17 protein-coding genes are annotated in these 25,727 nt (G+C 71.7%); 8 read left to right on the plus strand and 9 right to left on the minus strand.

The genetic code is table 11. The features are described from left to right. Window positions 1-8 precede the first annotated feature (8 nt). The 3 genes from aac(3) to AB0C84_RS29425 all read right to left on the minus strand — a co-directional run bounded on the left by aac(3) (window position 9) and on the right by AB0C84_RS29425 (window position 5,626). Window positions 9-854, minus strand: coding sequence for an aminoglycoside 3-N-acetyltransferase (gene aac(3) / locus AB0C84_RS29415; RefSeq protein WP_361072778.1), 846 nt, complete (start codon window positions 852-854; stop codon window positions 9-11). A gap of 327 nt (window positions 855-1,181) precedes the next feature. After that, window positions 1,182-2,411 (minus strand): glycosyltransferase, encoded by a 1,230-nt coding sequence (locus AB0C84_RS29420; protein WP_361072781.1) that lies wholly within the window; start codon window positions 2,409-2,411, stop codon window positions 1,182-1,184. An 8-nt stretch (window positions 2,412-2,419) separates the two neighbouring features. Continuing rightward, a complete protein-coding gene (locus AB0C84_RS29425; protein ID WP_361072784.1) occupies window positions 2,420-5,626 on the minus strand; it encodes a DHA2 family efflux MFS transporter permease subunit in 3,207 nt (1,068 codons plus the stop codon). A gap of 358 nt (window positions 5,627-5,984) precedes the next feature. On the opposite strand from AB0C84_RS29425, the gene AB0C84_RS29430 reads away from it, so the two are divergent. From AB0C84_RS29430 to AB0C84_RS29440, 3 genes are all read left to right on the plus strand, one after another. Then, the gene (locus tag AB0C84_RS29430) at window positions 5,985-12,494 is read left to right on the plus strand and encodes an SDR family NAD(P)-dependent oxidoreductase (protein ID WP_361072787.1); all 6,510 of its coding nucleotides are present in this window, start codon (window positions 5,985-5,987) and stop codon (window positions 12,492-12,494) included. A 40-nt stretch (window positions 12,495-12,534) separates the two neighbouring features. Next, window positions 12,535-13,869: a crotonyl-CoA carboxylase/reductase gene (gene ccrA / locus AB0C84_RS29435; RefSeq protein WP_179845462.1), complete on the plus strand. Its 1,335-nt coding sequence runs from the start codon at window positions 12,535-12,537 to the stop codon at window positions 13,867-13,869. Between the two features lie 167 nt (window positions 13,870-14,036). Continuing rightward, complete coding sequence (locus tag AB0C84_RS29440; RefSeq protein WP_361072791.1) at window positions 14,037-14,924, plus strand: carbohydrate-binding protein; 888 nt, start codon at window positions 14,037-14,039, stop codon at window positions 14,922-14,924. 1 nt (window position 14,925) lies between these two features. Here AB0C84_RS29440 and AB0C84_RS29445 read toward each other — a convergent pair whose 3' ends face one another. Further along, window positions 14,926-15,378: an Lrp/AsnC family transcriptional regulator gene (locus AB0C84_RS29445; protein ID WP_258944661.1), complete on the minus strand. Its 453-nt coding sequence runs from the start codon at window positions 15,376-15,378 to the stop codon at window positions 14,926-14,928. Window positions 15,379-15,483: 105 nt separating this feature from the next. On the opposite strand from AB0C84_RS29445, the gene AB0C84_RS29450 reads away from it, so the two are divergent. Further along, window positions 15,484-16,095 carry a LysE family translocator gene (locus tag AB0C84_RS29450; protein ID WP_361072794.1) on the plus strand — a complete coding sequence of 204 codons (612 nt, stop codon included), beginning with the start codon at window positions 15,484-15,486 and terminating at the stop codon, window positions 16,093-16,095. 134 nt (window positions 16,096-16,229) lie between these two features. Then, window positions 16,230-17,147 carry a hypothetical protein gene (locus AB0C84_RS29455; RefSeq protein WP_361072797.1) on the plus strand — a complete coding sequence of 306 codons (918 nt, stop codon included), beginning with the start codon at window positions 16,230-16,232 and terminating at the stop codon, window positions 17,145-17,147. Window positions 17,148-17,345: 198 nt separating this feature from the next. Here AB0C84_RS29455 and AB0C84_RS29460 read toward each other — a convergent pair whose 3' ends face one another. Both AB0C84_RS29460 and AB0C84_RS29465 read right to left on the minus strand, forming a co-directional pair. Then, entirely contained in the window at window positions 17,346-19,187 is a 1,842-nt protein-coding gene (locus tag AB0C84_RS29460; protein WP_361072800.1) for a glycoside hydrolase family 15 protein, read from the minus strand. Between the two features lie 514 nt (window positions 19,188-19,701). Continuing rightward, window positions 19,702-20,715 carry an ABC transporter permease gene (locus AB0C84_RS29465; RefSeq protein ID WP_361072803.1) on the minus strand — a complete coding sequence of 338 codons (1,014 nt, stop codon included), beginning with the start codon at window positions 20,713-20,715 and terminating at the stop codon, window positions 19,702-19,704. 282 nt (window positions 20,716-20,997) lie between these two features. Between AB0C84_RS29465 and AB0C84_RS29470 the strand changes: the two genes are divergently transcribed. Next, the gene (locus tag AB0C84_RS29470; protein ID WP_179845470.1) at window positions 20,998-22,275 is read left to right on the plus strand and encodes a PucR family transcriptional regulator; all 1,278 of its coding nucleotides are present in this window, start codon (window positions 20,998-21,000) and stop codon (window positions 22,273-22,275) included. On the opposite strand, the gene AB0C84_RS29475 is transcribed toward AB0C84_RS29470, so the two are convergent. Beyond that, window positions 22,276-22,527 (minus strand): hypothetical protein, encoded by a 252-nt coding sequence (locus AB0C84_RS29475; RefSeq protein WP_361072807.1) that lies wholly within the window; start codon window positions 22,525-22,527, stop codon window positions 22,276-22,278. 126 nt (window positions 22,528-22,653) lie between these two features. Here AB0C84_RS29475 and AB0C84_RS29480 point away from each other — a divergent pair, with 126 nt between their 5' ends. Together AB0C84_RS29480 and AB0C84_RS29485 are read left to right on the plus strand one after the other, a co-directional pair. Beyond that, window positions 22,654-23,403: a GntR family transcriptional regulator gene (locus AB0C84_RS29480; protein WP_258944656.1), complete on the plus strand. Its 750-nt coding sequence runs from the start codon at window positions 22,654-22,656 to the stop codon at window positions 23,401-23,403. Then, on the plus strand, window positions 23,400-23,954 hold the full coding sequence (locus AB0C84_RS29485) for an NUDIX hydrolase (RefSeq protein WP_361072810.1): 555 nt from the start codon (window positions 23,400-23,402) through the stop codon (window positions 23,952-23,954). Before AB0C84_RS29480 ends, AB0C84_RS29485 begins: the two co-directional genes overlap by 4 nt. Here AB0C84_RS29485 and AB0C84_RS29490 read toward each other — a convergent pair. Both AB0C84_RS29490 and AB0C84_RS29495 read right to left on the minus strand, forming a co-directional pair. After that, entirely contained in the window at window positions 23,932-25,002 is a 1,071-nt protein-coding gene (locus AB0C84_RS29490) for a HAMP domain-containing sensor histidine kinase (protein WP_361072813.1), read from the minus strand. The two genes, AB0C84_RS29485 and AB0C84_RS29490, sit on opposite strands and share 23 nt — an antisense overlap. Further along, complete coding sequence (locus AB0C84_RS29495; protein WP_361072816.1) at window positions 24,999-25,685, minus strand: response regulator transcription factor; 687 nt, start codon at window positions 25,683-25,685, stop codon at window positions 24,999-25,001. The genes AB0C84_RS29490 and AB0C84_RS29495 overlap by 4 nt, the downstream gene beginning before the upstream one ends. Window positions 25,686-25,727 lie beyond the last annotated feature (42 nt).

The raw sequence follows: 25,727 nt of genomic DNA on the forward strand, positions 1-25,727 counted from the left end.
CGCCCTGATCAGGCGAGCTTGCCTTCGATCCAGCGGACGCCGAAGTCCACAACGTCGGACGCCTCGAACAGGTGACTCGCGGCAGCGCCGACCTGCCCTTCTCGCCCGAGTCCGGCGTGGAGCATGTCGCGGGCGATGGTCTCGAAGGGTTCCACCCCTTCGGGCACGACCGGGGTGTAGTCGAAGGCGCCGTTCTCAGAGTCGATGTCGTGGAAGCGCCGCCATACGCGCTCGCCGTTCACGTTGATGGGTTGCTCGTAGGTGACGAACCGCTTCGCCGGCGCCTTGGCGAGCGCCTCAGCGTGGTGCAGGAGAGTGAGGGTGTCCAGGGGCGCGCCCAGCAACAGGACCCGACCGCCCATCGCGGTGAGACGGGCAAGGGGACTGCCGGGGCCGTGCGGGTCGTCCCAGGGGTGGTCGTCCATCAACGCATGCGCCGCCGGGCCGAGGGCGACGAAACTCGCGCCCGGATGGCGGCTGCGGACCGCGCCCGGCCATCGGCGCAGCGCCTCGGGCAGCCGTCCGTTGGCGTGGTCGGCCTCGCTGGTCCGGGGGTCATAGGCCGGGTGCTCGGCACGCACGGCGGCCTGCCAGTCCGCCGGCCAGTCGGTGAAGTCGTACGGCAGGGCGTCGTTCCAGCCGCACGTCACCATCAGAGTGCCCCTGTCGCCGACCGCGTCCCGCAGCGCATCGATGACCGTCTGAGAGCCACCCGCGACAAACCCCAGGGCCGACATCCGGGTGTGGAACATGACGATGTCGCCGTCAGCCAGCCCGAGCCGGGTCAGAGCCCGAACGAGCCTCCCGCGCGTGACCGGACCGCTGGAACGTTCAAGAAGTTCGCGCTCACCCATGGCCGAAACGTAAGCGCCTCCTCCCACGGCGGCCACTCCTTTTCAGACCGCGCCAGGAGCGCCACCCCCGACTGCCTCTCCCCCTCGGGCCGCGCCGGGAGCGCCGTCCTCGACGTGGACCCTCTCTTTCCGGGCCGCGCCGTATGCGTCGGCCCGCCGCCAGGGAGCGACGTCCCCGACGTGACCCCTCTGCTTCGGGAGGCGCCTGGCGCGCCGTCCCCGACGTGACGTTTCCGCGAGGCTTGCCTTTCCCGGACGTAAGGCACACGGCACCTCGCTACCCCGTCGGAGCAGGACCCGTCGGCGCGATGTGAGTACGACGTCCCGTCAAAGGAGCGAGTCGATGATCTCCTGTGCCCGTCCGACGCCGTCCTCGTCCCGGATGCGCTGCCCCAGCTCACTCGCCCGGTCGGCCATCCCCTGATCCTGGACCGCGCGCCGGATCTTCTTGGCGAGCCGCGGCACGGTCATCGCGCGGAACGGCAGCGGGGCGGGCCCCGCCCCCAGCGCCGCGACGCGTTCGCCCCAGTACGGCTGGTCGCCGAAGAACGGGCACACCACGGTGGGCACCCCTGCCCGAAGCCCCGCCGCCGTCGTGCCGGCGCCACCGTGGTGCACGACCGCCGCCATGCGCGGGAACAGCCATGAGTGCGGCACGTCCCGGACGGCGAAGACGTCCTCGTCCGACGTCGCCGGGTCGCCCTGCACGATGCCCCGGACCCCGGCGAGCTTCAGGGCCGCCCGCACGGCCATCCCGGTCATCTCGGCGTCCTTGGGCACCATGCTCCCGAACCCGACGTACACCGGCGGGGGCCCCGCCGCCAGGAACTCCGCGAGTTCACCGGGCGGCTCCCACTCGGGCTCGTCGAGGAACCAGTAGCCCGTCAGGTTCACGTTGGAGGCCCAGTCCTTGGGGCGCGGAACCACCACCGGACTGAAGCACGCCAGCACCGGGCCGCCGTCGGCCCGCCGGCCTCGCAGCGGCAGCCGCGGCAAGCCCAGCGCCTCGTCCCGCCACGGGTTGATGAACGGGCGCGAAAGCTGCCACGCGATCTGATCGACCGCGAGGAAGGTCGCCCGGTTCGCCCATGGCCCGAGCACGCGCGCCTGCGGGACGAACGGGTGCGGGAACGCCCCGGTCGGCTCGCTCGGCTGGAAATGGATCAACGCCCACGGAACACCGAGATGTTCGCCCAGATGCCGAGGAAGGAAACCCAGTGTGGGGCCCAAGATCAGGTCCGCGCCCTTACAGGCGTCCGAACACTCCGCCAGCAGCCGCTCGGCCATCGGCCCGAGGATCCGCCGGAAGCCGCCGAGGAACTTCACCGGATTACGCCCGCCGGCCAGCAACTCCTGCCCGGCGTCCGATTCGAGAATCTCCATCGGATCAGCCGTCAGCGGCGCCAGCTCCAGCCCCGCCGCGACGACCATCGGCGAGTACCGCGCACTCGCCACCAGCCGCACGTCGTCCCCCCGCGCCCGCAGCGCGCGCCCCAGCGCCACGCAGGGCTGGATGTCCCCCCGCGACCCCGCCGCGAAGATCACGATCCGGCTCACGCTACCTCCTACCAGGCATCACTACGCGGGACGATGTGCGGCTTCTCCGCCGGCTCCTCTTCGGGCACATAGGGCTCGTACCACCCCTCAGGCGGCGCGGGCCGCCCCCCACTCCCGCCATCGGCTCCCGCCGACCCACCGTCCACCAACGACTCCGCGCCCCCGGCCCCACCCTCCGAGCCGCCTCCGAGTAGCCCGTCGCCCATCTCGGGCGAGGCAGCCTCCGGAAGATCAATCGACCGCCCGCCCGGCGCCGCCTCCGCCCCCTCAGCAGGCCGCGCGGCGGCTTCGGTGGCGTTTCCCGGATTGCCGGGTTCCTGAGACTCGTACTCGGGCGTGGCGGTCTCTGCGGGTGCGGTCGGGCGCTCGTGCGGCGCCGCCTTCGGCCCGTCAGCCGGTCGCGTGGTGGCTATGCCTGCGTTGGCCTCTGGCCCGTCGAGCCACTGCTCACCGCTTTCGCCGAGATCGGCACGCTCGCCAGGTTCTGCCGGGTGTCCGTACCGAGCAGCGGTCGGCTGTTCGTACCTGGGAGCGGCCGTGCTCTCGGTCGGGGGTTGTCCGGTGCTTTCGGCGGCGGCTCCGGAGTTGCCGCTGAATGGGGCCTTGCCGCCCTCGGTGGGTGTGGTGGGGTGCTTGTGAGCTGGCGTCTTGGTGGCTTCGACCGGGCGCGAGGTGGCTACGCCTGCGGTGGCCTGCGGGCTGTTGGGCCGGCCCTCGCTGGGAGCGCCGAGGTCGGTGTGTTCACCGGGGGCTGTTGGGTGTTCGTATCGCGGGCCGGTCGTGCTCTCGATCGGGAGTTTTTCGGTGCCCTCAGCGGTCGTTCCCGAGGTGTTGGTGAGTGGGGCTTCGCCCCCCTCGGTGGGGTTGGTCGGGGGCTTGTGCGGTGGCCTTCTGACGTCTTCGGCTGGCCGTGTGGCGGCGACGCCTGCGGTGGTCTGCGGGGTGTCGGGGCGGTGCTCGCTGCTTTCGGCGGGGGCGGTGTGTTCACCGGGGGCTGTTGGGTGTTTGTAGTGGGAGGCGGTCGTGCTGTCGGTCGGAGTTTTCTCGGTGCCTTCTGCGGCGGTTCTCGAGCTGTTGAGGAGGGGGGACTTGATGCCTTCGGTGGGCTGCCCGGGGCCGGCCTCCTGGCCGGGGTCTTTCTTGGGGTGTTTGGCGGCGTGTCCGAGATGTGGGGAGGCGGGCTTGTGTTCTTGTTCGGCGGCGCTGGGGCGGGGCGCTGAGCCGTTGTCGAGCGGACGGTCTCCAGGGGCGACGGTGCCGGGTGTGCTTTCGCGCGGCGGTGCCCATTCGTGGCCTGGGGAGTCGGAGACTCCTGCGGTTTCGCTTGCGTCGCGTGGGCCCGGGCTGTGCGGGGGTTCTGCTTGACCGCCGGGAGCCGTGAGGTTTCCGGGGGGCTCGTTCGGGGGTGGGGCGGTGCCGCCAGACGGCTTGGGGGCTGGGGGGTGCGGCTGGTTCCGCTGCGAGGGTGGGGTGGGGGGAGTGCTTGGGGGGAAGTTGAGCGGCGGTGGGGTGGGGGGCGTGTCCGAGGGGGGTTTGTTGGCTGGGGGTGGGGCGGCGGTGGGCGGTGGCTCCGCGGCGGCGGTGGGCGGTGGGTCTGTGGGGGTGGGCCAGTCTTTCCAGGGGTTGGGGGTGGGCGGGGGTGGAGGCCAGGGGGTTTCGGTCGTCCAGGTGTAGGTGTCGTCGTGGGGTTTCGGGGGGGTGTCGGTCCACCAGTGGGGGCCCGGGGTGGGGTCGGGCATGGGGTCTTCCTCCCAGGTGAGGGGGAGTGGGAGGGGCTCGCCCGGCGGAGTGGCGACGGCGACCGGGGCGGTCAGGGCGGGGACGGGGTCGCGAGGGGGTGCTTCGGGGCGGCGGGGGGTGGGTTCGACGAGGGGCGAGGACTTGCCGTGCTTGGGGCCCAGCCATCCCCGGCGGCTGGGGAGGGTGAGGCCGCTGATCAGGCCGCCGATGAGGACGAGGACGGCGCCGAGGATGAGGCCGGAGGCGGTGCCGCTGCGGAACGTCTCCAGCTCGGCGGCGCTCGCGCCCTCGTCGGGGACGTGGTGGATGAGCAGGCCGACGATGGCGATGCCGAAGGCGCCCGAGGCCTCGCGGATGACGTTGATGATGCCGCTCGCGACGCCCGCCTGCTGCTCCGGGACGGCCTTCAGGACGTACATGACGAGCGGCATGCCCATCGCGGCGCCCACGCCGACGATCATGACGCCGGGCATGAGGTCGGCGTAGCCGTCGCCCTGCTGGATGGTGGAGAACAGGAACATGCCGAAGGCCATGAGGGCGAGGCCGCCGCCGATCGCGGGGCGGGGGCCGAGCTTGCCGGCCAGCCAGAACGCGACGGGCGTCATGACCATGATGGCGATGGACGGCGGCAGCATGACCAGGCCCGCCTGGGGCGGGGAGAAGCCGAGGAAGCGCTGCAGGAACGTCGCCGAATAGAAGATCATCCCGTTGAATCCGATGCCGTAGAGCATCTGGGAGAGCAGGCCGCCGGCGAAGACCCGGTTGCGGAAGAACCGCAAATTGATCATTGGGTCGGGGGCCCAGCTCTCCACCAGGATGAAGCAGGCCAGGGCGATGAACGCGAGCGCGAACACGCTGAGTACGGACGGGTCGGCCCAGCCGTGCTTGTTCCCCGACTCCAGCCCGTAGGTGAAGGCGAACAGCATCGTGGCGGAGATGAGGACGCCGGGCAGGTCGACGCGGGCGTCGCGGTTCTCGCCCTTGCCGGTGAGGACGACGAGGCCGAGCAGGATGACCAGGATGCCGGGGACGATGTTGATCAGGAAGATCCAGCCCCAGCTCCACTGCTGGACGATGAAGCCGCCGATGGTGGGGCCGAGGGCGGTGGCGCTGGAGCCGGCGCCGACCCACACGATCGTGCCGAGGGAGCGCTGCTTGTCGGTGCGGCCGACGGTGACCATGACCTGCGTGGCGGGGAGGGCCAGGGCGGCGCCGGCGCCCTGCGCGACGCGGGCGAGGATGAGGGTCGCCGAGTCGGGGGCGAGGCCGCAGACGGCGGAGGCGGCGGTGAAGACGACCATCCCGGACACGAAGGTCACGCGGCAGCCGAAGACGTCGGTGAGCCGCCCGCCCGCCACCATCAGGCAGGAGAACATCAGGATGTAGCCGGTGGCGACCCAGTCCTTGGCCGAGTTGGACATGTCGAGGTCGCTCATGATGGTGGGCAGCGCGTTCGCGACCACCGTGTTGTCCATGGTGATCATGAATGCGCTGACGGCCACCACCGCCAGCGCCCATCGGTATCGGCCGCGGGTCAACAGTCCGTACGGCGTGAACTTCCGCACCGGACGCGGAAATCCGCCGCTTCCCCCTAAAAACAGTCGTCGCTATTGTTACTATTGGTTGGCGCTTCGTTACTCGGCCCTGACTCCAGGCCGTGGTACCACAACTATCCCATCAGGCCACATTGGTTACTGCCGAGTCTTGTCATCGCCGTGACAAGACGAGAGGGAGAAAAGTGGCCTGGGTGCGCATCGTGAGTCGGTCATCGTAAGACAAAGTGGTCCCTCCGCTTCGACGAACGATCCCGGTTTCATGGGGGGACCCCACCGCATGCAGAGCAACGATCGTTCCGGAGCCGCGCGGGAGAACGCGCAGGACGAGACACGGATCAGCGAGGATTCGGTCCGCCGGCACTTGATCGAGCAGATCGCGCGCCGCTCCAGGACCACCGCCGCCGAAGTCGACCCCGACCGGCCGCTGGAGGAGTTCGGTCTGGCCTCCAGGGACGCGGTCGCGATCGCGGGCGAACTCGAGCAGATGCTCGGGCGGGCCCTCCCCGCCACCCTCGTCTGGGAACACCCGACGATCAACAAGCTCTCCGTCGCGCTGGCAGGCGGGACCCCCGAGGACGCCCCGGCGCCGGAGCCGGTCGTGACGCGGGCCGCGAGCGACGAGCCGATCGCCGTCGTCGGCGCCGGCCTGCGCTTCCCCGGCGGCGGCCGCGACCTGACCGGCCCGGACGACTACTGGCGCTTCCTGACCGGGCGCGGCGACGCGATCCGCGAGGTGCCGGACGGCCGGTGGGACCCGTTCGACGACGGCTCCCCCGAGGTCGGCGACCTGCTCGGCAGCACGACGCGGCTCGGCGGCTTCCTGCAGGACGTCGCCGAGTTCGACGCGGCGTTCTTCGGCATCACCCCGCGCGAGGCCGCGGTCATGGACCCGCAGCAGCGGCTCGTCCTCGAAGTGGCGTGGGAGGCGTTCGAGCACGCGGGCATCGGCCCGGCGTCGCTGCGCGGCAGCCGCACGGGCGTCTTCGTCGGCGTGTCCGCGCCGGAGTACGCCGCGTTCACGGCGTCCGACCCGGCGTCCCTCGAACCGTTCACGGCGACGGGCGCGGCGCTCAGCATCATCGCCAACCGGCTGTCGTACCTGCTCGACCTGCGCGGCCCCAGCATGATCGTCGACACGGCGTGCTCGTCGTCGCTGGTCTCGGCGCATCTCGCCGTGCGGGCGCTGCGCGACGGTGAGGCCGACGTGGCGCTGGCCGGGGGCGTGAACCTGCTGCTGTCGCCGACCGTCACGATGACTTTCGACCTCGCCGACGCGACGGCGGCGGACGGGCACTGCAAGGCGTTCGACGCCTCCGCCGACGGCATGGTCCGCGCGGAGGGCTGCGGCGCCGTCGTCCTGAAGCGGCTGTCGGACGCGGAGCGGGACGGCGACCGGATCCTCGCCGTGATCCGCGGCTCCGGCGTCAACTCCGACGGGCGCTCGAACGGCCTCGTCGCCCCGAACTCCGACGCGCAGCGCGCCCTGCTGCGGGACGTGTACGCGAGCGCGGGCATCGACACGCGGGAGGTCGACTACGTCGAGGCCCACGGGACGGGGACGTTCCTGGGCGACCCGATCGAGGCCAAGGCGGTCGGCGACGTCCTCGGCGCGGGCCGCGACCTGGACGGGCCGCTGCTGATCGGGTCCGCGAAGTCCAATCTCGGGCACATGGAGTCCGCGGCGGGGATCGCGGGCCTCATCAAGACGGTCCTGGCGCTGCACCACCGGGTCATCCCGCCTAGCGCGCACTACAAGGAGCCCAACCCGCACATTCCGTTCGACGAGCTGCGCCTTGCGGTCGTCGCGGAGGAGACGCCGTGGCCTGACAGGGGACGTCCAGCACGGGCGGGCGTGTCCGGATTCGGCTTCGGCGGGACGAACGCGCACGTCATCTTGGAAGAGGCGCCCGCGCAGGAGGCGACCGTCCATCCGGCCGTCGTCAGGACGTTCCCTCTGTCCGACACCAGTGACGACCGCATTCGCGACCATGCGGCCCTCCTGGCTGGGTGGCTCCCGAACCAGGACGTGAAACTCGCCGACGTCGCTCGCACCCTGCACCGGCGCGCCGGACGTGGACGGGCCCGCGCCGCCGTCGCCGCCAGGGACCGCGCAGGGCTGGTCGAAGGGCTGACCGCTCTCGCCGAGGGCCGTCCCCACCCGGGCGTGGTGACGGGTACGGCGCTCGGGGCGCCCGGCCGTCCCGTGTGGGTGTTCTCGGGGTACGGGGCGCAGCGCGCGGGCATGGCGCAACGGCTCCTGGAGGAGGAGCCCGCGTTCGCCGAGGCCATCGACGACCTGGACGGCATGTTCGCCGAGGAGGGCGGCCCCGACCTGTGGGCTCTCCTCGAAGAGGGGCGCAAGCCGGACGGCCCGGCCGACACGATGCCGGTGCTGTTCGCGGTCCAGGTCGCCCTCGCCCGCATGTGGCGTGCGTACGGCGTCACGCCCGGCGCGGTGGTCGGCCATTCGATGGGCGAGGTCGCGGCGGCCGTCGTCGCGGGCGCGCTCACCGTGGAGGACGGCGTCCGCGTCATCTGCCGCCGGTCCCGCCTGCTGACGCGGCTCGTCGGCGGCGGCGCGATGGCGGTGCTCGGCGCGTCCGCCGCGGAGGTCGCGCGCCTCGGCGAGGGCCTGCCCGAGGTGTACGCGGCCGTGCACTCCTCGCCGAAGCAGACCGTGGTGACCGGCGACGCCGGCCAGGTCGCGGAGATCGTGGAGCGGGCCGAGGCGGAGGGCCGGCTCGCCCGGATGGTGCAGGCCGAGGGCGCCGGCCACTCGCCCCAGGTCGACCCGCTCGTTCCCGAGCTGCGCGAACTCCTCGCCGACGTGGGCGCCGAGCGGGGCGCCCCGCTCGCCGAGGGCATCAGGCTCTACACGACCGCCCTGGACGACCCCCGCGCCTACCTCGACTCCGCGGCCGCCCTCGGCGTCGACCACTGGGCGGCGAACCTGCGGAACGCGGTGCGGCTCACGGACGCGGTCGCGGCCGCCTCCGAGGACGGGTTCCGGACGTTCGTCGAGGTCAACGCGCACCCGATCCTGGCGCACGCGGTCGGCGAGACCCTGGAGGGGACGGGCGCGCTCGTCACCCACACGCTCAAGCGGGCGCCGAAGGGTCAGGAGACCGACGACACGCTGACGTTCCACGCGCAGCTCGCCACCCTGTCCGCGCACGGCCACGTGATCGGCAGGCCTGTGGACGGGCGGATCGTCGACGTCCCGCAGTCGCCGTGGCGGCACCAGCGGCACTGGGTCGACCTGTCGGCGCGCGGATCGGCCGGGCGTGACGAGCATCCGCTGCTCGGTGCGCATGTGGAGCTTCCGGGCGAAGACCGGCACGCCTGGCGCGCCGACGTGGGGCTCGCCGCGCAGCCGTGGCTGGGCGCGCTGGCCGTTCACGGCCTGCCCGCCCTGCCGGTCGCGGCGTTCGCGGAGATGGCGCTCGCCGCCGGGGCGGCCGCGCTCGGCGTCGAGGACGTCCGTGTCAACAGCCTGTGGATGGAGCGGCCGCTCGCGCTCGCCGGCCACACGACCGTGACGACGACGTTCACCGAGGCGGAGCAGCGGGTGGAGATCCACGCGCTGACCCCGGCGGGGACGTGGGCGCGGCTGGCCAGCGCGGACGTCGGCGAGGACCACCGTCCGCCCGCCGCGGCCGGGCCGGGCGCGGCCACCGAGGTCGCCGCCGCCGAGCGCGGCAGCCGCCACTACCGGCTGCATCCCGAGGTCTTCGACCGCTGCCTGTCCGTCCTGTCGGACGAGGCGGCGGGCGGCGACGGCGGCGCGTGGCGGGCCGAGACGATCGGCAGCCTCCGCGTGTTCGGGCCGACGCATCGCGGCGGGCACGTCCAGGCCAAGATCGTCCGGGACGGGGAGGACGTGACGGGCTCGGTCGCGCTGCTGGCGGCGGACGGCCAGGTCCTCGCAGAGGCGACCGGCATCGTGCTGCGCCGGGTCGAGCGCCACGACGTCCCTGTCCCGCTCGCCGACAAGCTCGTCGAACTCGTCTGGGACGAGACACCCCTACCCGAGCGCGCCGAACCGTCCGAAGGCGGCACCTGGCTGGTGCTGGCCGAGATGGACGACGCGCTGGGCAACGCGACGGCCGTCGGTTTGGAGGAGCGCGGGAAGCGCGTCGTCCGGCACCGGCCGACGAACCGGCCGCCGGACGACCATCCGGCCATGGACGAGCCGGTCGAAGGCGTCGTGCTCGTCCCGTCCGCCGATCTCGTGGACGAAGAGCTCGTCCTGGCCGTCGCGGGGGTGAGCCGCTCGCTGCCCGACGGTCCCCGCCTTTTCGTCGCGACCCGCTCTGCCCTGCCCCTGGCGGGCGAAGGCGTGCCCGGCCACGGGTTCGTCAGCGCGCTCACCAGGGTTCTGGCGTTCGAACGCACCGTCCAGCGCGCCACCCATGTGGACGTCGACCGTCCCGCGGATCTCGTCGCGGAACTCCTAGCGGGCGACGACGCGCGGGAGGTCGCCTGGCGCGCCGGCACCCGGCAGGTGGCGCGCCTCGCGCAGGCCGTGCTGCCGGAGACGCCGGCCAAGAAGAAGCGCGTCGTCCGGCGCGGCGGCGCGTACGTCATCACCGGCGGGTACGGCGGGATCGGCCTGGTCACCGCGCGGCTGCTGGCCGAGCGGGGCGCCGGGCGCATCGTCCTGTCCGGGCGCGGCGGGCCCGACGCCGACGCCGAGAAGGTGATCGCCCGCCTCCGCGAGGACGGCGTGGACGTCGGGGTCGTGCTCGGCGACATCGCCCGGCCCGGCACGGCGGAGCGCCTGGTCAGGGTCGCCCAGGAGGGCGGAACCAGGCTGTGCGGCGTGGTGCACGGCGCCGGGGCGATCGACGACCGGCTGATCGCCGACCTCGGCCCGGACGATCTCCACAGGGTGTGGACGGCGAAGGTCGAGGGCGCGCGGCGGCTCAGCGAGGCCACCTGGGACCTCGACCTCGACTGGCTCGTCACGCACTCCTCGGCCGCCGCGCTGCTCGGCTCGCCGGGGCAGGCCGCCTACGCCGCCGCGAACGCCGCGATCGACGCGCTCATGGCGTACCGGCGCGCGAACGGGCGCCCCGGGACGACCATCAACTGGGGCACGTGGTCGCGGGTCGGCGGGGCCGCCGGGACGACGGTCACCGTGATCGACCCGATCAGCCCGGCGGAGGGCGCGGAGGCGCTGGAGGCGCTCCTCGTGCACGGCAGGGCGGCGACGGGCGTGCTGCGCTTCGACCCCGCCACCGCGGTCGGGCTGTTCCCCGAGATCCGGAACATGCCGTACTTCGCCGCGCTGACGGCGGCGGCCGACGAGCTGGGCACGGGCGACGCCGGCGACTGGCCCGGCGTGGACGCGCTCGGGGACCTCGACCCGGCCACCGCCCGCAAGATGATCGCCGCGCAGGTCAGGCACCGGATCGCGGCCGTGCTCGGCTTCGACCCGCAGCGCCTGGACCCGGCCGTCCCGCTGACCGACCTCGGCCTGGACTCCCTCGTCGCGGTCCGGATCAAGAGCGGCGTCGAGCACGACCTCGGGCTGACCGTCCCGGCGTCGGTGCTGCTCCAGGGCGCCAGCGTGAACGTGTTCGAGGAGTGGGCGGCCGGCGAGCTCGGCCTGGCCGGCGCCCCCGCCCCCGCCTCCGCGGCGGTGTCGAACGCCGAGTCCGGGTACGTCATGCCGCGCGATGCCGCCGAGCGCCTCGCCGTCCGCATCTTCGAGGACGTCCTCGGCCTCGACCGCGTCGGTGTCACCGCCGACTTCTTCGCCGACCTCGGCGGGCAGGACCACCACGCCGACCAGGTCGTCGCGATCGTCGCGAGGGAGCTCGGCGGTGAGGTCACCCGCGAGGAGCTGTTCGAGACGCCGACCGCGCAGAACGTCGCCGAGTACCTGAGGGCGGCCGACGAGGAGGCGGCGCGGCAGATCGTCCGCCCGCTGAAGGGGCGCGCGGGGTCGTCCCCCCGCGATGACCGGCCCGCCGGCGACCGGCGGCCGATCTTCATCGCGCATCCGGCGGGCGGCACCACGGCCTGCTACCGCCAGCTCGTCGACCTCCTCGGCGACGACCAGCCGGTGTACGGCCTGGAGCGGTTCGAGGACGCGCCCCCGGTCGAGGAGCGCGCCGCCCGCTACGTCCGCGAACTGCTGGAGGCGCAGCCGGAGGGCGCGTTCCGGCTCGGCGGCTGGTCGTTCGGCGGCGTCCTCGCCTACGAGACGGCCCGGCAGCTGAAGGCGGCGGGACGCGAGGTCGAGTTCGTCGCGCTGTTCGACGCGGGACTCCCCCTGGCCGTGGACGACGAGTCCGACACGCTCGCCCGCCGCTTCTCCGCGTTCGCCGACTACATCAACGAGACCTACGGCCTGGAGGTCGCCCTCACCTACGAGGAGCTGTCCGGGCTGGACGAGGAGTCGCAGTTCGCGCTGGTCATGGAGCGTGCGGCGCCGCTGGTCGACCACATCCCCCCTGCGGCGCTCACCCACCAGCTCACGTCCCACCAGGACACCCGTTCCCTGGAGGCGTACAACCCGGAGCCCTACGACGGGCACGTCATCCTCTACTACGCGCCCGAGGAGACCCCCTGGGCCGTGCGGGATGCGCGCTATGTGCTCGACGGGACCAACGGTTTCGGCGGGCTCTGCGCCGACCTGGAGATCGTCACGATCCCCGGTGCGCACCATCTCAACCTGCTCGATCCGCCCGGTGTGGGCCTGCTCGCCGCGCACCTGGAGGCCCGGCTCGCGGGACGGCGGGAGAGCGACGCCGTCCCCACGCCGATCACGGCCCGCTGAGGGCCGCCCCCCCGAACCCCGTTCCACGGAGGACACCCCCATGGCCCAGTCCGGCCCGTCCCACGCCCTGCTCGACGCCGTCCGGTCCGGCGCGAGCGGTCCCGAGCTGCAGGAGATCGACCTGCCGACCCGCTTCCGCGCGGCGTTCACCCGCAAGGACGAGGTCGGGATCTTCGAGGGCCAGACCGACAAGGACGTGCGCCGCTCCCTGCACGTCGGCGAGGTCGAGATGCCCGAGCTCGCGCCCGACGAGTGCGTCGTCGCGGTGATGTCCGCCGCGATCAACTTCAACACCGTCTGGTCGGCGATCTTCGAGCCGGTCCCGACGTTCGCGTTCCTGGAGAAGTTCGGCCGGCAGGGCTGGTACGGCGCCCGGCACGACCTGCCGTACCACATCCTCGGCTCGGACGGCTCGGGCGTCGTCGTGCGCACCGGCAGCGGGGTGAAGAGCTGGAAGGTCGGCGACAAGGTCGTGCTGTCCCCGTCCTACGTGGACGAGGAGGACCACGGCTCCTACGACGACGGCATGATGTCGGAGAGCCAGCTCGCGTGGGGCTTCGAGACGAACTTCGGGTCGCTCGGCGAGTACTGCATCGTCAAGGCCAACCAGCTGATCCGCAAGCCCGCCCACCTGACCTGGGAGGAGGCCGGGTCGAACACGCTCTGCGCCGCGACCGCCTACCGGATGCTCGTCGGGTCCCACGGCGCCCGCATGAAGCAGGGCGACGTGGTGCTGATCTGGGGCGCGACCGGCGGGCTCGGCTCGTTCGCCACGCAGCTCGTCAAGAACGGAGGCGGCATCCCGGTCGCCGTGGTCTCCTCCGAGGAGAAGGCGGAGATCGTCCGGTCGCAGGGCTGCGAGCACATCATCAACCGCAACGACCTGGAGCTCGGCGAGCAGGGCCTGCGGCACCCGAAGGCGGGCCGGATGCTGGGCGAGGCGATCCGCCGGCTCGTCGGCGAGGACCCCGGCATCGTGTTCGAGTACCTCGGCCGCGAGACGTTCGGCGCGTCCGTCTACGTCGCCAAGCGCGGCGGCAAGATCGTCACGTGTGGCTCCTCCACCGGGTACCGGCACGAGTACGACAACCGGTTCCTGTGGATGCGGCTGAAGAGCATCATCGGCTCGCACGGCTTCAACTACCACGAGGCCGTCGAGATCAACCGGCTGATCGGGCTCGGCATGATCCACCCGACGCTGTCGACGGTCTTCCCGCTGGACGAGGCCGGGGACGCGACCCGCGCCGTCCAGACGAACCAGCACATCGGCAAGGTCGCGGTCCTGTGCGGCGCCACCGGAGAGGGCCAGGGCGTCGACGACCCGGCGCTGCGCGAGCGCATCGGCGAGGAGAAGCTCAACCTCTACCGCCGCTGACGCGTGCCTGCGGGACGGGCCCGGAGCGCGGGGCCCGTCCCTTTCTTCTACGGCTTCTGAAGGCGGATTGAAAAACGTTTCGTTGACAGTACGAGACGTGGATGGCGATTCTTTTGGACGGTATCAGCGCGCGCTAGCAGACCGCCCCCGCTCAAAGGAGTCGCGTGATGCAGCGTCGAACCCTGCTCGCCTGCGCCGTTCTCACCGCCTTTACCGCCATTCCCGCCGCGAGCGTTTCCGCGGCGTCGGCTTCCTCCGCTCCCGACCCGTCCGCCCCTCGAATCGGAAACGTCGCGGGCGCCCGCGCATTCGTTCCCGACGCCCGCAACGCCCAGGCCGTGCAGAGGTTTCGCGACCTGCACCGCTCCCGCCTGAACCGCGAGCAGATCCACCACTTCTGGGGCGTCGAGCCGGCCGCGGGTTCCCATGACGGAATGGCGGCCACCCACAGCGTCGACACGAGCTACCGCGTGTCCAACAGCGCCGACTTCACCTACACGCCCACTATCAAGGCCGCCGGGTCCTGCATGGAGATCACGACCGTCTACTCGCAGGCCGTCGGGAACGAGATCTGGGCCTGGGACTGGTGCGGCGGCAACGGCCCCGCCAAGGAGGTGAAGATGGACGCGAACTTCCTCCAGAGCTACACCAAGAGCGTGAACGGGCACCCCGCCTACAGCGTCCAGCTCGTCAAGACGAACGCCTCCACCAACGCGTGGTCGGCGTACCTCTACAACTACACGACGAATTCCTGGAGCCTCTTCTACAGCAAGTCGGGCCGGGACACGAGCTCGCTCGCCTACGGCTGGGACATCTTCGAGATCTACGCGACCCGCAACCCGAGCACGGGCACCGCCTACTACTGCGCGGACGCGAAGAACGTCGTCTTCGAGAGCAGTTCCATCCAGCTTCGCCGGAACGGCGCCTGGAGCCCGGCGACCCCGTCGGACTCGCCCTGGCAGCCGACCGCCACCCCGAACCCTGGCGACTATCTGTGCCCGTCGCTGCGATTCGTCCGCGCCGGCGCGAACGACCACTGGATCGTCGAGCAGTAGCTCAGGTGGGCAGCGGCCGATCGTTCACGACGTGTTTCATCACGAGCGTGGAGTTCAGCCGCTGCACCCCCGGCAACGCCGCGAGGACGTCGTCCTCCAGCTCCTGGTAGGCCTTCAGGTCCGCGGTGACGATGCGCAGCAGGTAGTCGGGGTCGCCGAACAGGCGCTGGGCCTGCACCACCGCGGGCACCTGCGCGACGGCGGCCTCGAAGCCGAGCAGCGTGTCGCGGTCCTCCTGCCGCATGGTGACGAAGACCAGCGCCTGGAAGGTCAGGCCGAGCGCGGCGGCGTCCACGACCGCGCGGTATCCGCGGATCGTGCCGCCGCGCTCCAGTTCCCGCAGCCGCCGGTGGCACGGCGAGACGCTCAACCCGACCCGCGCCGCGAGTTCGGTGACGGTCAACCGCCCGTCCTCCTGGAGCACGGCAAGGATCTGCCGATCGATGGCGTCCACAGAGCAGATTCTTCCACAAAAAGGCTAGAGTGGGGCAAAAGTTGAAACCATTTCCTTTCACTTCAATCGTATTCTTCCCGTAATGGCCGACCGGGGAGGAATGCGATGGCAACGGGATCGGTGCTCGCGTTCTGGGCGGTGGCGCTGCTGCTCATCGTCGTCCCGGGCGCGGACTGGGCCTTCACCATCGGCGCCGGCCTGCGCGGCGGTTCCGTCGTACCCGCCGTGGGCGGTCTGGTCACCGGCTACGGCGCGGTGACCGCGATCGTCGCCGCGGGCGTCGGCGCACTGGTCGCGGGCTCCCCGTCCGTCCTGACCGGCCTCACCACCGTCGGCGGCCTCTACCTCATCTGGCACGGCGCGACGACCTTCGCCCGCCCCGCCGCCCTCGACGTCCGGGCCGGTGCCGGCACCGACTGGGGCACCTTCCTGCGTGGCGTCGGCGTGAGCGGCCTCAACCCCAAGGGCCTGCTGATCTTCCTGGCCCTCCTGCCCCAGTTCACCGATCCCCGCTACGCCTGGCCCGTGCCCTTGCAACTCGCCGTCCTGGGACTGACCTTCATGACCACCTGCGCCGCGTTCTACCTCTGCCTAGGCACCCTGACCCGCACCGTCCTGGACCCCCGCCCCGCGGCCGCCCGCACGGTCACCCGCCTCTCCGGAGCCGCGATGACCGCCATAGGTGCCTGGCTTCTCCTGGACCGCCTCCTACCCTGACCAGCGCCGCAACCGCCCCTGGCGACCAGGCCGATGACGCGATCGGGCTACCGAGATCCGCCCTCCATGGCCCGTAGGGAGGGAATCGATCCGTTAGCTCTATGTTGCCAAGTGATTACTCTTAGCTTGCATGCATGCCCACCAACAATCACGAGCTGCCGCTGGAGATGGTCCGCAACAGGCCGCAGCTCGTCCCCGAGATGTTGCGGACCGTCTTCGGACTCGACGTGTCCGACCAAGCCCGCGCCACGCTGGCGTCGGAGTCCTACGCCGACACGAATCCGGCTGAACTGCGCTGCGACGCCACCGTCCTGCTCGGCGACCCGAAGTCTCCCGTCATGGGCGTCGTGGTGGAATCCCAGCTGAGGGCCCTCAAGCAGAAGTCCTACAGCTGGCCCGCCTACCTGGCGTCATTACGTCTGCGGCGCCGCTGCCCCGTCATGCTCCTCGTGCTGTGCCCGGACCCGGCCACGGCGAGAGGATGCGCCGCCCCGATCGACATGGGACACCCCGGATGGGTCCTCGAACCCCTGACCGTCCACCCCGGGATGCTGCCGCCGATCACCGACCCGAACCAGGCCCGCCGCCTCCCCGAACTGGCGGTCCTCAGCGCCCCCGCCCACGCGGACGGCCCGCAGTCGCAAGCCGTCCTCCAAGGCCTGTCCGCCGCCATCGGCTCACTCAGCGGTGACACAGGGAAGCTCTACTATGACTACGTACTGTCGCGGTTCTCTGACGCCGCCCGCAAACTCATGGAGGAAACGGTGAAACTCGACAACTACGAGTGGCAGTCAGAGTTCGCCATAACCCACCGCGCCGAAGGTCGCGCCGAGGGCCTCGCTGAGGGAGAAGCGAAGGGGGAGGCCAAGGGAGAGGCCAAGGGAGAGGCCAAGGGGGAGGTCAAGGCCCTCCTGCTGATGCTTGAGGCGCGCGGTCTCGACGTTCCCGCGGATGTCCGGGCTCGGGTTCAGGGGTGCACTGATCTCGAGCAGATCGAGCGCTGGATCCAGCGTGCCATCAGCGCCGATTCGGCTGAGGACATCTTCACCTGACGCCCTGCCCCGCAGCGCGGTGGACGATGAGCCTCGGTGCGCACAGAAGAACCGGCTCGTGCCCCGGAAGGGCACGAGCCGGCCTGTCGATGTTCTGTTGTGGTCGTGCCGACCCGCGCCCGAAGGCGCGGGCCGACACGATGGGTGGTCACCGGCCCGCTCTGGAGCGGGCCGGCTCGGGATGAGCGTGAACTCCCCTTACAGGGCGCTCAGCCAGCCCTCGGCGCGGGCCAGGGCCATGATCGCCTTCGCGCGCGCCGCGTGCACGAACTTCTGGGGGGTGTTCCCCCAGTGCTCGCCCGTTTCCGGGTCGACCTCCTCCGGGAGGAGGAGGATGCGCGAGTCGAAGGTCCGCAGCTCCCGGAGCAGCTTGCGGGCCCGGTCGGGCTCGCCCATCGCGACGTAGGCCTCGACGAGCCAGTAGGAGCCGATGAGGAACATCTTCTCCTCACCCTCCAGCCCGTCGACGTACTGCGCGTTCAGGTAGCGGAAGTGCAGACCCAGGTGGGTCAGCTCCTCCTCCACCGCCCGGACGGTGGCGACGAACAGCGGGTCCGTCGCCGGCAGGAACCCTTCGAGGGCGAAACGGACGCAGTACACGTCCATCGCGTCCATGCCCTTGGCCGCGGTGAACTTGCCGCGGTACTGGGCCTCCTCCAAGAGCTCCTCGTAGAAGCTCTTGGCCTGGGCCTCCCACCGGATGGCGTCCTCCACCTTGCCGAAGGCCCGGGCGATCTCCGCTCCGTCGACGAGGGCGGTCCACTGCATGAGCCGCGAACCGTTGAAGAGGCGGGGTTCCCCCCGCTGCTCCCACGGCCCCGCGTCGGGAACGTTCCAGGTCGCCCCGGCGGTGTCGGTGGTGTACCTCACCAGCCGGTACAGCTCCGGGGTGAGCCGGTCCATCTCGAAGAGGCGGATCGTCCGGTTCACCTGCCCCATCAGGTCGAGCTGGAGCTGCTTCGCGGCGAGGTTGCCGACGTTCACCGGCGTGGCCCCGCCGTACCCGGCCAGGTGGTGGAGCACCCGCTCGGGCAGCAGGAACTGGCCCCGCGGCCCGAACATGATCTGGGGCTTGGTCCGGAAGTCCGGGAGCCCCAGGAGGAACCTGATGTACGCGTGACCCTCCTGCTCGAAGCCGGCGAGTCGCAGCGCCTCCAGGACCTCCTTGGAGTCCCGCGGCCAGCACGCCCGGTAGTCCCAGTTGCGGGGACCTCCCGGCGCCTCCGGCAGCGAGAAGGTGGGCGCGGCGATGACCGCCCCCGTGTCGAGACACGCTCCCTTCATGGCGAGCAGGTCCCGCACGAGCTCCTGCCGGAGCTCGTGCTGGGGGATGTTGCCCGTGGCGAGCCACGAACGCCACCCCTGGATGGTGGTGGTCAGCTGCTTGCGGGCCTTCTTGTAGGTCCGCGGCAGCTCACGGTCACCCCAGCCCAGGGCGATGAAGACGCGGTCGCCCTCGTGGAGGGTGACGCGGGCCGCCGCCCGGGAGCCCTGGAACCTGAGGGCCATGTCGCTCCGGAGCACGAGCTCGACTCCGTCGTGACTGGTACGGCCCTCGCGGTAGCCCTGGTACTCCCGCCGCTGCCAGCTGGCGGGGATGGAACCGTAGTCGAAGTGGACGTCGCAGTCGACGTCCATCACGACCGTTCCCCTGGTGACCTCGACCAGCCGCAGCAGCGTCTGGCCGGATCCCTTCTCGGGGGACCAGTCCAGCGCGTCGACGACCTTGACGTCACCGGTGGGCGTGAGCCACGTGGTCTCCAGGACGTTCGTCCCGGGGATGTAGCGCCGCTCGTCCGGCACACTGCACCCCATCGGAGCCAGCCTGAACTGGCCCCTGCCTCCGAGGAGCCTCGTGAAGACGCTCGGGTCGTCGACGTACCCGGGGGAGAACATCAGCACCGTGCCGCCGGGCGACACCGCGGCCGCCGTGCGGCAGTCGTACAGGAAGGCGAGGTCCTTGATCGGGACCTCTCCCATTCCGGGGGGCCGGGGCGAATCGCCCGGGCCCGCCGGGGTGAACGGACTCGATGAAAACATGAGTCCTCCTAACTTTTGTTCGTGAGCAACCCGGCTTGGCCGGAGCTCTGTGTGTGCGCGTCAAATGGCGCGCAAGTAAGACAGTCCGAGGAGTTAACGGAAGGTCAACACAGGCGAAACTCGGAGGACACGGGTAGGACGTCGCCATACCTTCATGTCGAAGTGGCTATTGCCTTGGCGGCTCGGACGGCTATAGCCTTTTCGGCCTTTCGGAGCGTGGACATCGATCGGAAGGTAGTGCTCCCAAGCCTGCGGAACGGCCACGCCGGACGGCGGAAGCGCCGGAGCAGCGGCATCCGGACCGGGCGCGCCGGCCTCCCGGGCTCGGGCGACCCGGTCGGCGGCGCCAGGGCCGGGAGGCGCGACCCATGTGGGGGCCGGGCGTGTCCGGAGTCACTAGTCAAATGGCCGCATCCGGCCAACCTGGGCGAAGACGCCGGGACGTCAAGGTCGTCCGGCTAGGGATGCTGACGCGGGTGGTGACGACGTTGCCATCTCCCCGCGCGGCAGGGGATCAAGTGAGGGTGACGCGGGGGTCGATCACTGCGTAGAGCAGGTCGACGAGCAGGTTGAGCAGGACGATCGAGGCGGACGTGAGCAGGGTGACGCCCAGGACCATGGGGAGGTCGCCGCTCTGGACCGACGTGAGGGCGAGTTGTCCCAGGCCGGGGATGCTGAAGGTGTTCTCGGTCAGCACCGCGCCGCCGATGAGGAGTCCGAGGTCGAGGCCGAAGACCGTGACGATCGGGGTGAGGCACGAACGCAGCGCGTGCCTGGTCACGACGAGTCTCTCCGGGACCCCCTTGGCGCGGGCGGTGCGGATGTAGTCCTCGTCCAGCGTCTCCAGCATGCCGGCCCGGGTGAGGCGCGCGTACATCGCGGCGTAGAGGAACGCCAGCGTCACCCAGGGCAGCACGAGCGCCTCGAACCAGGTCAGGGGAGCGTCGGTGAGGGGACGGTAGCTGCCGCCGCCCGGGAAGATCTTCAGGGTGTAGGAGAACAGCGCGAGGGAGACCAGGCCGGTGAAGTAGATCGGCAGGGAGACGCCGCCCAGTGCGATGATCATGGCGGTGCGGTCCCAGACCGAGCCTGTGCGCAGTGCCGAGAGCACCCCGGTGGCGATGCCGGCGGCCAGCCAGATGATCGCCGCGCCGGAGGCCAGGGAGAGGGTCGCCGGGGCCCGGTCCAGCAGCGTTCCGAGGACCGGCTGGCTGCTGCGGAACGAGTACCCGAGGCACGGCACCGGGCAGCGGTCGGTGACGGGGCCGGCGTCGTAGTCGGCGCCCGCGACGATCGACTTCAGGTACTCGCCGTACTGCACCACGACCGGCTCGTCGAGGCCGAGCCTCTCCTTGGTCGCCTCGATCGCCTCGGGGGTCGACGCGCGGCCGACGTAGGCGGCGGCGATCTGGTCGGTGCTCTGCCCGGCCAGCTTCGGTAACCAGAAGAAGATGCCGAAGGTCACCAGGGTGATCAGCAGGAGCATGAGGACGGCGCCGATGAGGCGCCGGACGAAGTAGGCCAACACGTGTCTCGGTCCCGTCCGGCCCGGTGCCCTCGCGCCGGGCCTGATCCCAGCGTGCGCGCCCTGGCGATCAGGCCGGTCTCGGTGAAGTCACAGAACCGCTTCCCCCGGTGGCGAAGAGTGTGAATTTTTCTCACGTCACCGGCCGAACCTGGTCGTTCGCCGACCTAGACTTTGCGCCTCGGGCACGTCGCGGGTCATGATTTGCCCCACACAGGTCCCATAAGTAAGTAATTACCCCGTGTGTACGGCGCGCAACGCAGGGGGACGGAGCTGGGAGGTTCTGTGGCGAACGACGGTTCGACCACCAGCGGGCGCCCGTGGGCGGATCTGCCGAGGGAACTGGCGGATCACATGCGACCCCACCTCGACGAGGTGGCGGACGACATGATCCAGGAGATTCAGACGCGCGTCAGGGAGTACGACCGGCCCGGGGACGGCTCCTACTCGGGGACCCTCCGCCTCGCCGTCGAGCGCGTGCTCCACTTCTTCGTCGAGCGGGTGGCCGATCCCGGCCATGATCCCGCTCCGGTGACCGACTTCTTCCGGGCCATCGGCCGCGGCGAGGCGGGCGAGGGACGCAGCCTCGACGCGATGCAGACGGCGATGCGGGTCGGCGGCATGGTGGCGTGGCGCCGGATGACCGAGGGCGCCGAGGCCCTGCAGGTGCCGCCCCGCACGCTCGGCGCCGTCGGCGAGGTCCTGATGCAGTTCCAGGACGAGTTGGCGCACGCGGCCGCCGAGGGGTTCTCGCAGGCCAAGGCGGCCGTCGCGGGCGAGATGCAGCGCCGCCGCAAGCGCCTGCTCGACCTGCTGTTCGCCGATCCGCCGGCCGCGCAGGAGGCGATCGCCGACCTGGCCGCCGCCGCGCACTGGCCCGTCCCGCGGACGGTCGCCGCGGTCGCGCTAGGCCGGCACCACGCCGACACCCGCCAGCCCGCGTTCCCGCCGGACGTGCTGGCCGACCTCACCCGCCGCACCCCCAGCCTGATCATCCCCGACCCCGACGGCCCCGGCCGCGCCAAGCTCGTGGACCGCGCCCTGTCCGGCACGCTCGCCGTCGTCGGCCCGACCGTCCCGCTGATGGAGGCGGCGCGCTCGATCCAGTGGGCGCGCAAGACGCTCTGCCTGGTCCAGCGCGGGGTGATCGAGGCCGACAGCGGCGTGATCCGCAGCGTGGAGCACATGTCCACGCTGATCCTGTTCCAGGACGAGGGGCTCATCACCTCGCTGGCCGACCTGCGGCTCGCGCCACTGGCGCATCTGCGGGCCAGCCAGCAGGACCGGCTCGCCGAGACCCTGCTGGCGTGGTTGCAGTCGGGGCGCAATGCCAACGAGGTCGCGATGCGGCTGCACGTCCACCCGCAGACCGTCCGTTACCGGCTGCGGCAGCTGGAGGAGCTGTTCGGCGACCAGCTCCTGGACCCGGACCTGCGCTTTGACCTGGAGATCGTGCTGCGCGCCCGGGCGCTGCTGGCCGACAACGCGGGAGAGCGGATCATGCCGCCGGCCCGCGCGGCGGTCGGCGAGTCCGGGGAGGTCGTCAGCCTGCGGCGGGGCTGATCAGGCGTGGTGGGGGGCCCGCAGCCGCTCGGCGGTGGCGACGCGCTCGGCCAGCCGGGTCTGCGCGTCGCACAGCAGCCACAGCTCGCCCTCGTCGGCGGCGACGATCTCCTCGAGGCAGCCGTTGAGGAGCTGGTAGTCCGACAGGGGGGTGAGGCGGGTCGCGCGCAGGCCGGTGCCGGAGCGTTCGCTGTGCCAGCCGGGCATGCACATGGTCGCCGACATGAAGCGGGGCTCCCTCGGTCGGTTCATGGTAGGTCTACCATAGAACCACCAAACACTGACCACAATGCGTTCGCCGCAACCCCAAGAGGGTGCGGGAGCAAGTGGGATCTGTACGGTATGAGGTCAATGCACCGACCAGGAGCAGGATCTGGTATGCCGCGACCCCCCGCGAAGGCACAGGCGATCAGCAACGCGCTCGCCGCTCGTATCGTCGAGGGCGAGCTGGACCCGGCCGCCTGGCTGCCGTCCGAGCGGGAGCTGGCGCGGGTGTACGAGGCCGACCGCTCCACCGTCCGGCGGGCGCTGCGGCTGCTGGCGGAGCAGGGCCTCGTCCAGCTGCGGCACGGCGCGGGCGCGCAGGTGCGGGCGGCCCCGAGGGTGCGGCGCGCGGCGTCCGACATCACGCGGCAGGTCGGTGACTGGCGCGGGTTCCACGTGTCGGCGCGGCGGGACGGCCACACCCCGTTCACCCGCACGACCGTCGCCGAGGTGGAGGCCGACGACCGGCTCGCGTTCCGCCTGGACGTCCCGGCCGGGACGCGGGTGCTGGAGCGGGCGCGCGTCCAGGGCGTCGAGGGTGAGCCGCCCGTCCAGACCGCGACGACCTGGGTGATCCTTGAGGTCGTGGAGCGGGTCCCGGTGCTGCGCGAGATCGACACGGGCCCGGGCGGCATCTACTCCCGGCTGGAGGAGGCGGGCTACCGGATCACGTTCGAGGAGTCGGTGACGTGCCGCCTGCCCGGCCCGGACGAGCAGGAGGCGCTGGAGATCAAGCCCGACCAGCCCGTCCTGACGCTGTGGCGCCGCGCCCACGACCAGCGCGACCGGGTCGTCGAGGCCACCCACCGGGTGGTGGTCGGCGACCGGCACGAACTCGTCTACCGCTACGGGGAGGGCGTATGAGCGGCGAGGAGCGGCCCGCGGTCCGCCAGGTCGCGTCGCGCGTCGTCTACGAGAACCCGTGGATGGTCGTCCGGGAGGACGAGGTCGAGCGGCTGGACGGCTCGCGCGGCATCTACGGCGTGATCGACAAGCCCGACTTCGTGGTGGTGATCCCGGAAGAGGGCGACGGGTTCCACCTCGTCGAGGAGTACCGGTACCCGATCGGCAAGCGCACGTGGAGCTTCCCGCAGGGCTCGGCGCCCGGCCGGCGCGAGGCCGACCCTGAGGAGCTCGCCCGGCGGGAGCTCGCCGAGGAGACCGGGCTGCGGGCCGGGACGCTGCGGCGCATCGGGTACCTGAACTGCTCGCACGGGATGAGCGGGCAGGGCTTCAACGTCTTCGTCGCGTCCGACCTGGAGGCCGGGGAGGCCGACCGGGAGCCCGAGGAGCAGGACATGCGGCAGAAGTGGGTGTCGCGGGAGGAGTTCAGGGCGCTCGTCCGGGACGGGCGCATCACCGACGACTCGACCCTCGCCGCGTACGCCCTGCTCACCATGGAGCCGGACGGGTAGCGGGGTCCGCGGGGATCACGACGCGGATGCGGCAGCCGGTGGGGGTGTCCATGACGGTGATGTCGCCGCCGTGCAGCTCGGTGGCCCAGTTCGCGATGGCCAGCCCCAGCCCGGTGCCGCCGCCGGGCGTGCCGGAGCCGGGCGCGGAGCCGCGGGAGAAGCGCTCGAACACGCGGGCGCGCTCCTCGGGCGGGATGCCGGGGCCCTCGTCGGCCACCTCGATGACCAGCCCGCCGGGCGGGCCCGCGGGGCGGGCCGTGACCGTGACGGGTCGGCCGTCCGGACCGTGCCGGGCGGCGTTGTCGAGCAGGTTCGCGACGACCTGGTGGAGGCGGTCGCGGTCGGCGGCGGCGCGCAGGCCGGGCGTGACGTCCGGCTCGAACACCGCCTCCGGGCGTCCCGCCCGCGCCTCCGCGACGACGTCGGCGACGAACGCGGCGATGTCGATGTCGGCCACGTCGAGCGCCGCCGCGCCCGCCTCGACCCGCGACAGGTCCAGGAGCTGGGTGACGAGGCGTCCGAGCCGCTCGGTCTGGTCGAGGGCCGTCTCCAGGACGTCCGGCGTCGCGGGCGTGACGCCGTCCGCGACGTTCTCCAGCACGGCCCGAAGCGCGCTGATCGGGGTGCGCAGCTCGTGCGAGACGTTCGCGACGAACTCGCGGCGCTGCCGGTCGACCTCGGCGAGGTCGGCGGCCATCCGGTTGAACGCCTGCGCCAGTTCCCCGACCTCGTCGCGCGAGGTGGCGCGCACGCGGCGGCTGTAGTCGCCGCGGGCCATCGTCCGCGCCGCCGCCGTCATCTCGCGCAGCGGCGCGGTCATGCCGTGGGCGAGCAGCTGGGTGACGACCAGCGAGATGAGCACGCCGACCGGCATCGTCTGCCGCGCGCGGAAGCCCAGCGGATACCCCCACAGCACGATCAGGACGGCGACGCACGCGGTCACGACGACCACGACGCCGAGCTTCACCTTGATCGAGCGGAGCGGGTCCAGCGGGCGGGGCAGCCGCGCCCACAGCCTGCGGGCGAACCGGGCGCCCTCGGCGGTCACGGCGCGGCCTCCAGGCTGTAGCCGACGCCGTGCACGGTGCGGATCAGCTCCTGGCCGAGCTTGCGGCGCAGCGCCTTGACGTGGCTGTCGACGACCCGCGTCCCGGACGCGTCCGCCCAGTCCCACACCTGCTCCAGCAGGACGGCGCGGGTGAGCACCGTGCCCCGGTTGCGCAGCAGGCACGCCAGCAGGTCGAACTCGGTCGGAGTGAGGTGCACCTCGCGGCCGTCGCGGCGGACCCGGCGGGCCCGCTGGTCGACCTCCAGATCCCCGACGCGCACCGCCCCGTCGCCGGTGTCCATCGCGGGGCGTTCGACGCGGCGCAGCACGGCGCGGATGCGCGCCACCAGCTCGCGCATGCTGAACGGCTTGGTCACGTAGTCGTCGGCGCCGACGCCGAGGCCGACGAGCAGGTCGGTCTCGTCGTCGCGCGCCGTCAGCATCAGCACGGGGACGGGACGTTCCGCCTGGACGCGGCGGCAGACCTCGAGGCCGTCGAACCCGGGCAGCATCACGTCCAGCACGATGAGGTGGGGCTCGTACGCGCGGGCGCGTTCGACCGCGCAGGGCCCGTCCCCGGCCGTCTCGACGCCGAACCCCTCGGCCGCGAGCCGGTCGGCCACGGCCCGCGCGATCGTCGGCTCGTCCTCCACGATCAGGACGCGTGTCTCGTGTCCGCTCACGCCCCGACTCTAGAAGGCCGGTTTGTGAGGTTGTCGTGTGAT

Origin of the sequence: Actinomadura sp. NPDC048955, from assembly GCF_040649435.1 — a bacterium.
Taxonomy (GTDB): Bacteria; Actinomycetota; Actinomycetes; order Streptosporangiales; family Streptosporangiaceae; genus Spirillospora; species Spirillospora luteofluorescens.

Coding starts and splice junctions, on each gene's coding strand:
- AB0C84_RS29480 (WP_258944656.1), top strand. CDS start 22,654: ATGCCGCGACCCCCCGCGAAGGCACAGGCGATCAGCAACGCGCTCGCC.
- AB0C84_RS29460 (WP_361072800.1), bottom strand. CDS start 19,187: ATGTTTTCATCGAGTCCGTTCACCCCGGCGGGCCCGGGCGATTCGCCC.
- ccrA (WP_179845462.1), top strand. CDS start 12,535: ATGGCCCAGTCCGGCCCGTCCCACGCCCTGCTCGACGCCGTCCGGTCC.
- AB0C84_RS29485 (WP_361072810.1), top strand. CDS start 23,400: ATGAGCGGCGAGGAGCGGCCCGCGGTCCGCCAGGTCGCGTCGCGCGTC.
- AB0C84_RS29475 (WP_361072807.1), bottom strand. CDS start 22,527: ATGAACCGACCGAGGGAGCCCCGCTTCATGTCGGCGACCATGTGCATG.
- AB0C84_RS29425 (WP_361072784.1), bottom strand. CDS start 5,626: ATGGACAACACGGTGGTCGCGAACGCGCTGCCCACCATCATGAGCGAC.
- AB0C84_RS29450 (WP_361072794.1), top strand. CDS start 15,484: ATGGCAACGGGATCGGTGCTCGCGTTCTGGGCGGTGGCGCTGCTGCTC.
- AB0C84_RS29430 (WP_361072787.1), top strand. CDS start 5,985: ATGCAGAGCAACGATCGTTCCGGAGCCGCGCGGGAGAACGCGCAGGAC.
- AB0C84_RS29440 (WP_361072791.1), top strand. CDS start 14,037: ATGCAGCGTCGAACCCTGCTCGCCTGCGCCGTTCTCACCGCCTTTACC.
- AB0C84_RS29455 (WP_361072797.1), top strand. CDS start 16,230: ATGCCCACCAACAATCACGAGCTGCCGCTGGAGATGGTCCGCAACAGG.